12 protein-coding genes and 1 pseudogene are annotated in these 14,385 nt (G+C 47.7%); all 13 read right to left on the reverse strand.

The features are described from left to right. Nucleotides 1–11 precede the first annotated feature (11 nt). Complete coding sequence (locus tag JDF658_RS09145) at nucleotides 12–509, reverse strand: 4Fe-4S dicluster domain-containing protein (protein WP_079907328.1); 498 nt, start codon at nucleotides 507–509, stop codon at nucleotides 12–14. Between the two features lie 13 nt (nucleotides 510–522). Then, nucleotides 523–954 carry an NADH-quinone oxidoreductase subunit B family protein gene (locus JDF658_RS09150; RefSeq protein WP_078665965.1) on the reverse strand — a complete coding sequence of 144 codons (432 nt, stop codon included), beginning with the start codon at nucleotides 952–954 and terminating at the stop codon, nucleotides 523–525. 15 nt (nucleotides 955–969) lie between these two features. Next, a complete protein-coding gene (locus JDF658_RS09155; protein ID WP_079907329.1) occupies nucleotides 970–1,935 on the reverse strand; it encodes a respiratory chain complex I subunit 1 family protein in 966 nt (321 codons plus the stop codon). After that, nucleotides 1,932–5,756, reverse strand: coding sequence for a proton-conducting transporter membrane subunit (locus JDF658_RS09160; protein ID WP_079907331.1), 3,825 nt, complete (start codon nucleotides 5,754–5,756; stop codon nucleotides 1,932–1,934). The genes JDF658_RS09155 and JDF658_RS09160 overlap by 4 nt, the downstream gene beginning before the upstream one ends. A 178-nt stretch (nucleotides 5,757–5,934) precedes the next feature. Then, nucleotides 5,935–6,729 (reverse strand): AAA family ATPase, encoded by a 795-nt coding sequence (locus tag JDF658_RS09165; RefSeq protein WP_078665962.1) that lies wholly within the window; start codon nucleotides 6,727–6,729, stop codon nucleotides 5,935–5,937. A 19-nt stretch (nucleotides 6,730–6,748) separates the two neighbouring features. After that, nucleotides 6,749–8,698 (reverse strand): annotated as a pseudogene (gene cooS, locus JDF658_RS09170) (anaerobic carbon-monoxide dehydrogenase catalytic subunit). Between the two features lie 178 nt (nucleotides 8,699–8,876). Beyond that, nucleotides 8,877–9,542, reverse strand: a complete 666-nt coding sequence (locus JDF658_RS09175; protein ID WP_079907332.1) for a Crp/Fnr family transcriptional regulator — start codon at nucleotides 9,540–9,542, stop codon at nucleotides 8,877–8,879. Between the two features lie 64 nt (nucleotides 9,543–9,606). After that, on the reverse strand, nucleotides 9,607–9,897 hold the full coding sequence (locus JDF658_RS09180) for a hypothetical protein (protein WP_079907334.1): 291 nt from the start codon (nucleotides 9,895–9,897) through the stop codon (nucleotides 9,607–9,609). After that, a complete protein-coding gene (locus JDF658_RS09185) occupies nucleotides 9,891–11,060 on the reverse strand; it encodes a tetratricopeptide repeat protein (protein ID WP_078665958.1) in 1,170 nt (389 codons plus the stop codon). Before JDF658_RS09185 ends, JDF658_RS09180 begins: the two co-directional genes overlap by 7 nt. Before the next feature lie 20 nt (nucleotides 11,061–11,080). Continuing rightward, the gene (locus JDF658_RS09190) at nucleotides 11,081–11,677 is read right to left on the reverse strand and encodes a Uma2 family endonuclease (RefSeq protein WP_143311981.1); all 597 of its coding nucleotides are present in this window, start codon (nucleotides 11,675–11,677) and stop codon (nucleotides 11,081–11,083) included. A gap of 18 nt (nucleotides 11,678–11,695) precedes the next feature. Next, a complete protein-coding gene (locus JDF658_RS09195) occupies nucleotides 11,696–12,292 on the reverse strand; it encodes a Uma2 family endonuclease (protein ID WP_143311982.1) in 597 nt (198 codons plus the stop codon). Between the two features lie 18 nt (nucleotides 12,293–12,310). Then, the gene (locus JDF658_RS09200; RefSeq protein WP_079907340.1) at nucleotides 12,311–12,907 is read right to left on the reverse strand and encodes a Uma2 family endonuclease; all 597 of its coding nucleotides are present in this window, start codon (nucleotides 12,905–12,907) and stop codon (nucleotides 12,311–12,313) included. A gap of 104 nt (nucleotides 12,908–13,011) precedes the next feature. Continuing rightward, nucleotides 13,012–14,277, reverse strand: coding sequence for a phosphoribosylamine--glycine ligase (purD, locus tag JDF658_RS09205; RefSeq protein WP_078666711.1), 1,266 nt, complete (start codon nucleotides 14,275–14,277; stop codon nucleotides 13,012–13,014). Nucleotides 14,278–14,385 lie beyond the last annotated feature (108 nt).

The raw sequence follows: 14,385 nt of genomic DNA on the forward strand, positions 1-14,385 counted from the left end.
TCCTCCTCTTCTCAGCAAAGGGCCCGTTCCTGGCGGCATTTGGGGCATAAATGCCTTAATTTTTCAATATCCGTGTTAACTTGTTCAAAAGCTACATTAAATAGCTCAGGGGCTATCGGCACCATCGGTGTATCACACCGGGCACAATTTACATATTTAATGAAGCCTTTTTCCACATATCTGTATTTGTCCTCTTGCCTGTGAGTTGTATGATAATCTTCAGTTAAGCGAATTGCTTTAGTAGGGCAGTAATGTTCGCAAAGGCCGCAAAAGGTACATGTATTATGCCAGAGTATGAACTCCAGGCCGCTTTTATCGGCCACTTCCCTGATTTGGATTGCTCCCCCTGCGCAAACGTACTCACACATTCTACAGGCCACACAGGCCCTGGCATTATACTGGGCTTTACCTCTCAGTCCCTTGGGAACAAAAGTTTCACCAAAGGGATAAGGGTCAGTAGACGGTTTCTTGAACAAATTGCGAATAGCTATTTTTAAAAAAGAAGCCATGGGTGACTCTCCTTTACAGCCTGGTTTCCCAAATTTTGATGGCTTCAACTATCCCATCAATAATCGCCTGGGGTCTGGGAGGACAGCCAGGCACATTTACATCTACCGGAATAAAGTTGTCAATCGGCCCGGCAATAGCATAACTGTCTCTAAACACTCCTCCAGATATCGGACACACACCGATAGCTACCGTCACTTTAGGGTCAGGAATTTCATCGTAAAGACGCAAAACCTTTTCCTTAACCCGGGCAGTAAGAGGTCCGGTAATCAACACGATGTCAGCATGCTTTGGGCTCCCACAATACTTACAGCCCAGGCGCTCAACATCATAACGGGGAATGCATGCCGTGGTTGCCAGTTCCACATCACAGCCATTACAGGATCCTGCATTTATGCGGTACAACCACGGTGATTTTCTGGCAACTTTTCGCATTAGTTCTTTCATCCTGCCACCTCCCTGTCATCTTTGTAACAATGTTAATACCAGGCTGATTAATGCCAGTGCGGTAGGATACTTCAGATAAAATTTAAAGGCCTGGTCGATTCGAACCCTTCCTGTACTGGCACGCACAACGGTAATGGATATTACCATTAAAATTAAACATTTTAAGATATACCACAACAGGTTAAGCAACATGTTTTCACCCAGAGGTGTCGGAAAAAAGAGGGCTATGGCTAAACCCAGTACCACAACCATTTTTAAGGAACTTGTTAGTTTAAATAAAGCCAAAGAAGTGCCGGAATATTCCAGAAGCGGACCTTCGACAATTTCAGTTTCTGCTTCGGGGATATCAAAGGGAACTACCCCCATGTTACCTGGAATGAAAACCAGAAAAGCCAGTAAAGCCGGTAACATGGTGTAATCAAAAAGTAATGCCCCGTTTTCCAGCTGGTACCTCACAATTTCACTTAAAGAGAAAGTAGCAATTCCACCCGTTGCCAATCCAACTTTCAAAGCAACGGTTACCAGTACTACCAGTAACGGCAGTTCATAGGACATCATCATGACCATTTCCCTGGAAAAACCTACAGCTCCAAAGGGTGAGCTGGAAGCAGAGCCACCGACCATCAAAGCAATGGCAGGTAATGCCAGCAAATAAAGCACAACCAGCAAATCTCCCGAAAACTCAAGACCCTTGTATACGCCAGCAATAGGTATCAAGGTAACGGCCACTATCATTCCGGCAAACCCCAGCAATGGCGCTAACCTGAATGCCTGCAGATGCGCAGTCTCCGGCACAACTACCTCCTTCCTGGCTAGTTTGACCAGGTCAATAAAGGGCTGGAAAATAGGGGGGCCAACCCGCCTCTGTATTCGGGCAACAATCTTACGGTCAATTCCCATAAGGAACAAGCCAACGACTATAGCAAACAAACCCCCGGGAAAGAGCAACAAATTAAAGATTAGTTGTACAACATCCGTCACAATTCCACCCCCTTACCCAGACCGGTAATCCGGTATAAAACTTTAATGCACTGTTTAACCAGGCCTTTGGGCGATTCATAAAGATTATGGGAATTAACATGCACTTCTTCGGCTGTTAAATCAGTTACTCCACAAGTATAGATTTTTGTATATCTGATTTTCCCGTTGCCAATAAAGTAGACACTTACACCTGCAATGAAGGCTATTGCCAATACTGCAGCGATAACTCCGGCGTTCCACGCCCCCAGCCCGGAATCAATCCCAAAGAGCGAAGCTGAAACCGGGGTTAGACCCAACCAGCTTTCGATGGCCGCAATGGTAGTAAGTGGTATACCAGGGAAAACCCCAAAAACTACACACAAAACAGCCAGAATTACCATAGGAATTTGCATTGTCCACGGTGCTTCAGTTACATTCTCTAACTCCTTCGGTAATTGTCCGAAAAAGGCAGAATGTAAAAATTTAAGAAAAGAAGCTAAGGTTAAAACACTTGCTAACAAGGAGAATATCGCTAAAAACACATATCCTTTCTCCATGGCAGCTTCATAGATTATCCATTTAGAGGTAAAACCATTAAAAGGCGGAATGCCAGCAATAGAAAATGCCCCAATCGCAAAGGCCCCCAGAGTTACCGGCATTTTCCTGCCAATTCCTCCTAACTTGTCCAGGTTTTCAATACCGGTTTTCACCATAATGGCACCGGCAACTAAGAACAGCAGGTTCTTAAACAGCATATGGTTAACTAAATGCAATAATCCTCCAGCCATACCTAAAGAAGAGCCCAGGCTGACTCCTAAGATGATATAACCCATTTGGCTTACCGTATGATAAATAAGCAGGCGTTTCATACCACTTTGCAGCAGAGCCAGTGCCGCAGCCATTAAGATTGTTAAGCCGCTTACCCAGGCAACTATATACATCAGGCTCGGCATCCCGCCTGCCAGGCCTAACTTGCTTATAAGAGAAATGCCTCCAAATACATAAAATAATTTAACCATCCCAAAAGGCGCACTTTTTAACAGCACAGAAGAAATATAGCCACTGACCGGTGTTGGTGCTGTTGGTGGATGCATTTGATAATCGATGCGGAAAGGTAACATAGCAGCTTTCATGGCGAAGCCGATCAACATCAAGATTAAACCAAAAGCCACCAGACCTGTCGGCAAGGCACTTAACCGCCCGGCCAGCTCACTCATCTCAAAGGTGCCTGTGCTAGCTGTTAATACTAATAGTCCCAAAAACATCAAACTGGCTCCAGCATAATTAAAAATAAAGTATTTGAATCCTTCTTGTAATGCCTCCCTGGTTTCCTCATGAATAATCACAAAGTACAGAGTCCAGCTGCTCATGATTTCCCAGAAAGCAAAGAAACTGAAGAGGTCTTTGCTCACCGCCACACCCAGAAGGCCGCCAATCATTAAAAGGAAGAACGCATAAAAGCGATTCTGGGCGTGTCCGTGATCCATATAACCCAGTGAGTAGAATAAATTTACAACCCCAATAAAAGCGATAAGTAAAGCAAAACTCCGGGAAAAAATGTCATGACCAGAAGAGACAGTTAAAACTGTTATCAATGTTGCCACCATTGTCGCAACTGCTAACCAGCCGCTGACCCTGGCCGAACGTCTGCCTAAAAGGTAAGTAACCAGAGCGCCTACCATCGGAATTACTGCCATCAGGGGCCAGGCGATGGTAACATCAGGTATAGCAGTTGTAGCCATATGTCCTTTGGCTGCAATCATATCGACCACCGGCTTAACTAAAGCCAGGCCCGCTTGCGGATACAAGCCATTAAACACAGTCAAACCCGTTAGGATCCCAACTGGAATCAACATGGTAATAGGAGCTTCCTTAACAGCAGGACCCTCGTACTTTTCAAAGAAAATAACCCTAACCAGTTTCAGGTAATAAAAAGCGCCAATAATACTGCCCAGAAGGATTAAACCCGCCACTGCCAGATGGCCGGATTGTACACTGGCGTAAAGCATTAAAAATTTACTGATAAAGCCGTTGAAAGGTGGCAAGCCCATGATAGCTAAAATGCCAATACTAAAACACAAAGACGTTACCGGCATTACCCGGCCGATACCCTTGAACTTAGAGATTTCCTGACTCTTCAAGCGATAAATTAAAGCACCCACCGCCAGGAACAGGAGGTTTTTCATAATAGCATGATTCAAAACGTGATAAAGAGCACCAACCAGGCTCAAATAAGTGCCTATTCCCAGCGTGACTGCTATCTCGCCCACCTGGGCCATAGTGGAATAAGCCAGCATTTTTTTAATGTCGGTCTGCCGGAGGGCCATAATTTCACCGTACAAAAGGGTCAGGGCCCCAAGCATGGAGATTATAAATCCAATGGTAGAAAATTGACCGGTAGTGCCCAGCTCAGTCAGCAAACCTGCCCCAAAAACAACAAAGAGAATACGTACCAGTCCGTAAATACCGGTTTTGGTCAAAATCCCTGACATCGGTGCTGAAATAGACGAAGGTGCTACAGGGTGAGCATCAGGCAACCAGCTATGCAGCGGTACCAGGCCTGTTTTGACACCAAAACCGATTATAAACATTCCCAAAACTGCAAGCATAAGGCTTGGAGTTAACTCAGGTAAGTTTGCGGAAATCGCCGCCATATCGAAGGTTCCAAGCTTTACATGCAAAGTTAAAATTGCAAAATGCATAATATAAGCACCGGAAGTACACATGATAAAATATTTGAAACCGGCCCGCAGCGCCTTTTCAGTTTGTTCCTGAATAACCAAAAAGTAAGAAGTCCAGGTCATTAATTCCCAGTAGACGTAAAAATTCCCCAGGTGCTTGCTGGTTGTCAAACCAAGCAAAGTGCCGATCATTAAAAATAAGAAGAAAAAGTAGCGATTTGTGTGCGGCTTATCCTTAAAATAACCGATAGAGTAAAGCGTAACTAAGAAGCCAATAAAAGCCATAATCAGGGCGAAAAATCTGGATAGACTGTCAAAATCGCCACCCTGCCAGGTCAAGTATACCGTTGTACCGGTAAGGGCGACCGCCAGGATATTGCGCAAAACCGCTGAAAAACGCCCGACCAGATAAACAATAAATCCGCCCACATAGGGAACGAGCACCAAAATGGACCAGGGTGATTCAAAGGCAGGTAGTTGCGCTGATTTCCCTAATAATACAGCAGTCATATACTCAACACTATGAATAAAAGGCTCCGGTAACAAGCCCATTAAAGCGGTGAGCCCACTCAGGACCAGCATAGCTGCCAGCAAAACCGGGGAAGCTTCTCTAACTTTTTCTGTACTGGCCCCTGACTGTGCAGGTTGCTCGAAACACAGTTTCTGAAAGATGAGAAGGAAGTAGATTGCCTCAAGGATACTTCCTAATGTGGCGATAGCGGCATAAAACCAGTGACCGCTTGCAATGGCCGCATAAATTATTAAAAATTTACTAATAGAACCTTTAAAGGGTGATAAGCCCATGACCGAGAACAGGCCAAAACCGAACAAGGTTGCTGTAACCGGCATGGCCTTACCTATACCCTTGAGCTTTTCAATACTGTCAGATCGTTCTCGTGCAATTAGCGCTGCCGCAGCAACAAAGACCAATGCCCGCATTACTATTTGATATTCCAGATGCAACAGAGCTCCCGATGTACCTTCATAAGTACCAAGACCAAGTCCCAGCAGAACATATCCGATTTCTGCAATACTGGAGATAGTCAGTAATCGGATTAAGTTTTTCATCTGCTTCAGCGCAATCAGTTCGCCAGCCAGAATAACGATTGCACCAAACAAAGCTAGCACAGATGACTCACTGAATAGAGAACCAAAATTCACATCTTCTGCCTCCTTCCCAAAGCCTTTACTTAAAATCGTGTGGTTTTTCACTTTCAGTATATCAATGTCACCCCATTATTTCTGTCGCTAAGATGACACAAAGAAAAAAAGGCTCTAAAGGCGTCTGAATGGTCGGCTCTTAACGACCATTACATCAGCACTTTAGGGCCGCGTAAAGTTACACTCTTCCCAGCTCTTCCAACAAGCGATTTTTAATTTCATATGCTTTTGCTACGATTTCGGGAGCTTGCTTCACTACACTTAAACCAGACAAATCAGCAGCAATTACTGCCTGGTCATAAGGTATAAATCCTAAAATCGGCATAAAATCCAAATCTCGCCGAATTATTGCCTCATCTTCCGGACGTACCTTGTTGGCCACTGCAAAAACCCTGGTGACTCCCAGGTCCCGAGCCAGAGCTACTATTGCTTGTGCTGTCTGGAAACTTCGTTTACCAGGTTCAACTACAACAATAAAAGCATCTACCCCCGCAGCCGTACCACGTCCTAAATGCTCCAAACCGGCTTCCATATCAACTACTACAGTATCCTCAGCCTTTAATACCAAATGACGTAGAAGATGTTTAAGCAAAACACTCTCCGGACAGGCACACCCTGAACCCCCTTTAGCTACTTTACCCATTTGCATTAACCGTATGCCGTCATACTCTACTATATATTTTTCAGGAATATCCTCAACCCGGGGATTAAGGGTAAAAAACTGACCCGATGTGCCCGGTTCGGCTCCGGTACGCTCCTTGATTAGCTCTTTATCCTCAGAGATTGCAGTCAAATTTTTTAAAATCTCTGGCGGAAATCCTAAAGCTGTGCCTAAATTAGCATCAGGGTCCGCATCCACAGCCAGTACCCGCTTCTCCTCGCGGGCAAAAATATGACAGAGGAGGGCGGACAGGGTGGTTTTTCCCACCCCGCCCTTACCGGAAATAGCAATTTTAAGCCCTTTTTCAGACACCGGTATCAACTCCTGACATTTAAGTTATATCCGGGCAGGGTAACCCTAAGGCTTTGCGTTTTTGTATGATTCTCTCTAAAATTAGGTGTGCGGCCTTGATCGGATCCTCTTCATAGATTAGTTTTCCCCCGAAGAGACCATCCATAGTCAGAGCATGCCGGTCTTTGTCTCCCATCAAAATATTGCTGACCAGCTCTGATCCGGCAATGGGAGGCTGAATCCCTACATGCACATCAATTCCCTGGGCCAGGAAATAGGAGCCAATGGCTAAAGCTTTGGGGCTTTGCACTTCCGGGCTTGATCCGGCAACAGGCAGATCCCTTGCTTCAACTCCAAGATAGTTGGCCAGCGTCATTACCAGGTCATCTACCCGGGAATTATCAACACAACTACCCATATGCAGAACGGGCGGCAGAGTTTCCAGGCCGTTGGCCTTTCCAATAACCTTTAACACCTGCTGTAATCCTTCACCGCAATACTCCAGCCCCCGGGGTGACATCAAGGAAAATTTGGCCAGGGAGTGGGCCGAACAACCTGTTGCTACAATCAGCACATTATGTTTCAACAGCTCTTTGGCTACTTCGACATTGGCCCAGTCCTGCTTGATTCGAGGATTGGTACAACCTACCAGGGCCACTACGCCCAGAATGTTTCCAGATTTGATGTTTTCCACCAGAGGTTGCAGAGGGTCTTCCTGGTTCACCTTTTTCAGCGCCTCTAAAATCTGCTCCGTCGAAAATCCGGCATAAGCCTCTACTTTATCCTGAGGTATTTTTATTTTCGCGGGGTCCCGTTTGGTGAAGTTAGCTATGGCTTTGCGAATAATCGTTTGTGCTGCCTCATCAGCATTTTCCGGGGTAAATTCTACATGAGTAGCCCCCGGGATTTTAACACTGGGTAAAGTAGTAATAATTTCTGTATGATAACATTTTGCCACCCTGGGTAAGCTGGGCATAATACACTGAATATCTACCACCATGGCTTCTACCGCACCTGTAACAATCGGCATTTCTTGACTGGAGAAGTTGGTTGCCACAGGTACACCCCGGCGCATCAATATTTCATTTCCTGTACAGCAGACCCCGAAAATATTAATCCCTTTTGCTCCAACCGCCCTGGCCTCATTTTCCAGTTTTTCCGCCCATTCCACTATTTTTTCAGAAAGCATGGGTATATGGCCGTGTACGGAAATATTAACCATATCTTCTTTAATTACCCCTAGCCGGTATTCAGACTTGACCACAGCCGGGACACCAAACAGGACGTCCTACAAGTCAGTAGACAGGTGCAGCCCTGCATACCCATCAGTCAAGGCTACCCGGATTGCACCTAACAGGAGGTTAACCGGATCGGCATCACATCCCATGGCCTGCCGGTTGACGGCATTAGTTACCTCCAGATGGGCATTAACAGGCAAAACATTTAAACTCTGCCATCTTTCTACAGTCTTTGGTTGAGCCTTGATTTTTAACCAGGGGAGTACGCCAAATTGCTGCTGGAAGTTTTCCAGGGCCTTAAGAGCCACCTCCCTGGCTACCTCCTTAATTTCCCTGCCATCAACTGTCAGACCTAACCTGGCGGCAATATCCAGCAGTTTATCAGGGTTGCTGATACTATAGGGCGCCTTTCCTTCAGCAGTTTCCAGCAGGGTTAATGCTACCTCTCTGGCATGCTCTATATGGGGAGCCGCTCCCTCAGTAACCAGGGTCAAGAAATTCCGTGCAACTATAGCATCAGCCGTTGCCCCACAAACTCCCGCCTGAGGTCCCTTGCCTCCGGGAACAATTCGGCAGGGTCCCTCCAGACAGCGTTTACAACAAACCCCTAATAGCCCAAATTTACAACGAGCACCCATCGCCTCACTTCGGTCAAAAGCAGTCTCCACACCATCTTCCCGGGCTTTAAGCAACATTTCCTGAACCCCGGTGTCCAGACTTAACTCTTCTACGTTGTGAACAGTTTTGCTCATATTTTTAGCCTCCTTTCAATGAACTTTCAAAAAATTTATGCTATTTTTACTTTAGCGAAGAATTAAAAAAAAATCTGTCGGGTAGCCGACAGTTTTCAAAAAAATTCAGCCATGCTTTTTTGCGGTATCGCAACACATTGCATAAAAAAAAGAGCGAAATAGCATTTTCGCTCCCTCATTAGAAACCTGAAGATATTTCCTGTAATCTTTTCAAGTCTTTAATCAAAATAGTTCGCCGACTCAATTTTTCTAAAATACCCGATTTTCTCAGATCATTTAAAAGAACTGAAACCGTTTGACGGGTAGCCCCCAGAACCAGAGCAATTTCTTCAGTAGTTAAGCCCAGCTCTAACTTGATTCCTTGTTCTACCGTCACGCCTCTGTCCTTCACAGCTTGAACCAAAAATTCCGCCAATCTTAGATGGGTGTCTTTAAAAACCAAACCATTAATTATCGTAATTGAGTTTTTCAGCAAATCCCCCAGCACATTAACCATATTTAAACCAAAAGCAGGAAACTCGGCAATAATCTTTTTAAAATTACGGACATCGGTAACCAGTATAGTTGTGTCTTCCATTGCCTGGGTAAAAGCCCGGGTATGTGTACTGTATATATCACCCGCCTCCAAAATGGACAGGGTAAATTCTTTATCCTCATAAGCCAGGTAAACCCTGATTTTCCCCGATTTCACCAAAAACACCAGATTTTTCTCGTCGTTCGGTGAAAAAAGTATTGCCTTTTTAGAAAACTGTTGTTCCCGAAACTCTTTCAAGAACCGGGCATACTCCGGCGAACTCAGGACTTCCAACAAGTTAATGTCTGTTAACCTCATTCTGGTTGGCATAGTCCTTCCCCCCTCAGTATTACATGGGCGGCCTTTATGGACATTATATCAGATTTTGTTTCCATTACCAACTGGCCAATTTATTGCCAGCAGAGAAGAAAACATTGAGTTGGAGTAGCAAGTGGGGCGAGGGCGGAGTACCCAGGGTGATCAGCCCCAGTACTGGCCGCCCGGAAAATAAGGCATGTTCGACGACTATATAGCGTCGATAGCGCGCCAGCAACGGATTGTTGAGACCTCCTGCCGCTGCCAGGGCCAAATCGGCCTCCAAAGTTTTAACTCTGTACACCAGGGGTATTCGACACCGTTGCAGGATATCCTTGCCAAAAATTGCAGCAAATTTCGCCATCAGCATAAAAAGCTTTTATCCTGTGGCGGCCCCATTTCCAGCTGTTCACTCACTGAGTTCAGAAACTCTTCATCAAAACCAGGGGCCTCTGCCAGCCTCGCCCGCATGGTGGTAAGGTCACTATCGGAAAAAGCAGTATAAACCCACCAGAGCAAATCTGTTCGGGCTTTCTCCAGTTCCAGCTGCTGATAATTACTCCAGGCCCGGCGCAAATAGGCCTCAGCATAGCCAGGGTCCAGCTCAAGGGCCAGGGAGTAAAATTCTGTTGCCTGTTTCAGTTCTCCCAGCTCTTCGTACATCAGGCCCAAATTGAAATAGGCCGCCGGATCCTCCGGATGTTGCTGCAGATAATTTTCCGCAGCCAGCAAAGCATCCTCCACTCGTCCCAGCCGGTATAACGCCAGGCCTTTCAACCACCAGAAACGGTCCTCATCCGGCCTTCTTGCCAGCAGCCATTCACTATCCTCCAGTGCCCCCTCCCAGTCTTCCAGTTCCAGCCGGCAAAAAGCCCGCTGCTCATGGGCGGCAAAATAATCGGGGTAAAGCTCCAGGGCCAGGTTGAAGGCCCGTTCTGCCGCATCATAGTGGCCCATTCCCGCCAGAACCACACCCGTACCAAATTCCACCCGGCTTTTTTCTTCATCAGTCAGGGCTGCCTGCCGGGCCTCTTCCAGGTCAGCCAGAGCTCCCTCAAAATCTTTTTGCAAGAAACGGACATAACTGCGTCGGTAGTAGAGGTCAGTCTTTTCCTCTAGCTCCAACGCCTTAGTATAATCCCCTTCCGCCTCCTGGTTTCGCTCTAGCAGTTCGTAAACCTCTGCCCGCAGTACATAGTTAACCGCATCAAAAGGTTCCAGCTCCAGCAAGGTCTGACAGTACTGCAGAGCCTTTTCCAGTTGCATCTGTTCCAGCGCCAGGCGCGCCAGCCAGAAATAGACCACCGGCAATTCGGGATACTGCTCCCTGGTTGTAAGCAACAGCTGTTCAGCCTCTGCCATTTCCCCCTCCTCGAAAAGAATAATTGCCTTCTTCATTGCCAGCGGCCAGGCCTGAGGATGTTTTTTTAGCTCACGGTCCAGTAAACGCAAGGCTTTTTCCGGTTCATACCGTAATAAATAATTATTTACTTTCTTCATAACCTTTTCGATAAATAGCTCATCCAGTTTCATCTTACTGCTCCTTATTCTGATTAATCCGCAAACAGTTCCCGGGTATCAATGCTCAATTCCGGGAACAAGCCAGGTTGGGCGATTTCCCCTTCCCGGATCACGATTGGGGCCCCATAACCTCCTTGCTCTCCCAGGCGATACACCAGGATATGGCGGGAATCAGGGTTGACGATCCAGTACTCACGAACTCCGAATCGTTCATAAAGATTCAACTTGCGCACATAATCATGGGAGGCATGGGAGGGGGAAACCACCTCAATAATCCAGTCCGGGGCCCCCAGACAGCCTTTATCATCCAGTTTGGTACGGTCACAGATGACGCTGATGTCAGGCTGTACTACATTGCGGCAGTTTTCCTCGGTTTCTCCTTCCTCCGGCAGCCTGACATCAAAAGGGGCTACATAGACTTTGCATGTCCCATTCTGCTGTAAATATGAATAGATTTTATTAAACAGATAGCCCGCTATTTCCTGATGACGCCGGGAAAGAGCCGCTACCATGGCATAGGCCTGCCCGTCGATGATTTCCCATCTTTCTCCTTCCGGCAATTTGAGGTAGTCCTGATAGGTTTTAATACGGTATTGCACAGCGCTTTCGGAAAAATGGTTATCCGACATGATCATACCCCCATTTCCCTATTCCGCAAACAGTTCCCGGCTGTCAATGTTCAATTCCGGGAACAAGCCAGGTTGGGCGATTTCCCCTTCCCGGATCATGATTGGGGCACCATAACCTCCTTGCTCTCCCAGGCGATACACCAGGATATGGCGGGAATCAGGGTTGACGATCCAGTACTCCCGTACCCCGAATCGCTCATAAAGATTCAGCTTGCGCACATAATCATGGGAGGCATGGGAGGGGGAAACCACCTCAATAATCCAGTCCGGAGCCCCCAGACAGCCTTTATCATCCAGTTTGGTACGGTCACAGATGACGCTGATGTCCGGCTGTACTACATTGCGGCAGTTTTCCTCGGTTTCTCCTTCCTCCGGCAGCCTGACATCAAAAGGGGCTACATAAGCTTTACATATCCCCTTTTTCATCAAAAAAGGTTTGATTATAGCGATTAGATTAGTCACTATCTCCTGATGGCGCCGGGAAGGAGCCGCTACCATCGCATATGCTTGTCCGTCAATGAGTTCCCATCTTTCTCCTTCCGGCAATTTTAGGTAGTCTTGATAGGTTTTAATACGGTATTGCACAGCGCTTTCGGAAAAATGGTTATCCGACATGATCATACCCCCATTTCCCTATTCCGCAAACAGTTCCCGGCTGTCAATGTTCAATTCCGGGAACAAGCCAGGTTGGGCGATTTCCCCTTCCCGGATCATGATTGGGGCACCATAACCTCCTTGCTCTCCCAGGCGATACACCAGGATATGGCGGGAATCAGGGTTGACGATCCAGTACTCCCGTACCCCGAATCGTTCATAAAGATTCAGCTTGCGCACATAATCATGGGAGGTATGGGAGGGGGAAACCACCTCAATAATCCAGTCCGGGGCCCCCAGACAGCCTTTATCATCCAGTTTGGTACGGTCACAGATGACGCTGATGTCCGGCTGTACTACATTGCAGCAGTTTTGCTCGGTTTCTCCTGCATCGATCAGTCTGACATCGAAGGGGGCCACATAGACCTGGCAGTTTCCTTTCTGCTTCAGGTAAGAGTGGATGGTGCTCGCCAGCTCGAGAACTATTTGTTGATGCTGCCAGGATGGGGCAGCTACCATAGCATAGGCTTGGCCGTCGATGATTTCCCATCTTTCTCCTTCCGGTAATTTAAGGTAGTCTTGATAGGATTTAATTCGGTATTGCACAGCGCTTTCGGAAAAATAGTTGTCAGGCATAGTTTATTCCCTCCATCTGTTTTTATCTTATCATTTTTTTCCATCAGATGCTATAGATATGCAAAAAATCCCATCTCCTTTCTCAAGAGATGGGATTTTTCCTGTTATCTTAACGCTTTTGCCCCAATATCCCTTCTGTATTGCATACCCCGGAAACTGATGCACTCCACGCCCTGGTAGGCCTTCTGAATCGCCTCTTCGATGTTTGCCCCCAGGGCCGTCACCCCCAGCACCCGGCCCCCGGCCGTGAGGATGCGTTCACCTTCGGCCATTGTCCCGGCATGGAAAACCAGCGCCCCTGTCGCTGCCGCTTCAGCCAGGCCCTGGATTTCATCCCCTTTAGTAATGGGACCGGGATAGCCTTCTGCCGCCATTACCACACATACCGCCGCTTCCGGCTTCCACTGAATCTGGATTTCATCCAGACGGCCATCGATCACCGCCTCCATGATTTCCACCAGGTCAGTCTCCAGCCGGGGCAGGACAGCCTGGGTTTCCGGATCACCGAAACGGGCATTGTATTCCAGCACTTTCGGACCATCTTTGGTCAACATCAGCCCGGCATACAATACCCCTTGATAGGGACGGCCATCTGCCGCCATCCCCTGGATGGTGGGCAGGAGTATTTCCCGTTCCACTACCGCCGCTACCTCGGGCGTGTAGATGGGGGCCGGGGAGTAGGCCCCCATGCCGCCGGTGTTGGGCCCCTGGTCGCCGTCAAAAATACGCTTGTGGTCCTGGGCGGAAACCATGGGAATAACGGTGCGACCATCGGTAAAGGCCAGGATGCTCACTTCCTGTCCTTCCAGGTATTCTTCCACCACCACCCGGTCCCCGGCAGAACCAAAGGCCCTTTCTCCCATAATCAGGTCCACGGCAGCTTCCGCTTCCGCCAGAGTCCGGGCCACGATTACCCCCTTGCCTGCCGCCAGACCATCGGCCTTAACTACGCAGGGAGCCCCCAGCTGGCGGATAAAGGCTTTGGCTGGTTCCGCCTCGGTAAAAACCCGATAAGCTGCCGTCGGGATGTTGTATTTGGCCATCAAATCCTTGGCCAGGGCCTTGCTGCCTTCCAGTTCAGCGGCAGCCCGGGTAGGGCCGAAAATCCTCAGCCCTTCCGCCCGGAAAGCATCCACAATCCCGGCCATCAAAGGCGCTTCCGGCCCCACCACAGTTAAGTTTATACCTTCTTCTCTGGCAAAGGCCAGCAGTTTTTCCACATCATCAGCGGCAATCTCTACACATTCAGCCAGGGCTTTAATGCCCGCATTGCCCGGCGCACAATAGATTTTTTCCACTCTGGGACTCTGAGCGATTTTCCAGACCAGGGCATGTTCCCGGCCGCCTCCGCCTATAACCAGCACTTTCAAGATCCCTTACCTGGTTCAAAAAACTTGACTGTTTTTATTTTCAGCCAAGTTGGCCCCCAGACCAGGATTTCGCCTCCTTTCCGAATACTTGATTTGCCCCCGCGGGGC

The sequence above is a fragment of the Carboxydocella sp. JDF658 genome (assembly GCF_002049395.1).
Taxonomy (GTDB): domain Bacteria; phylum Bacillota.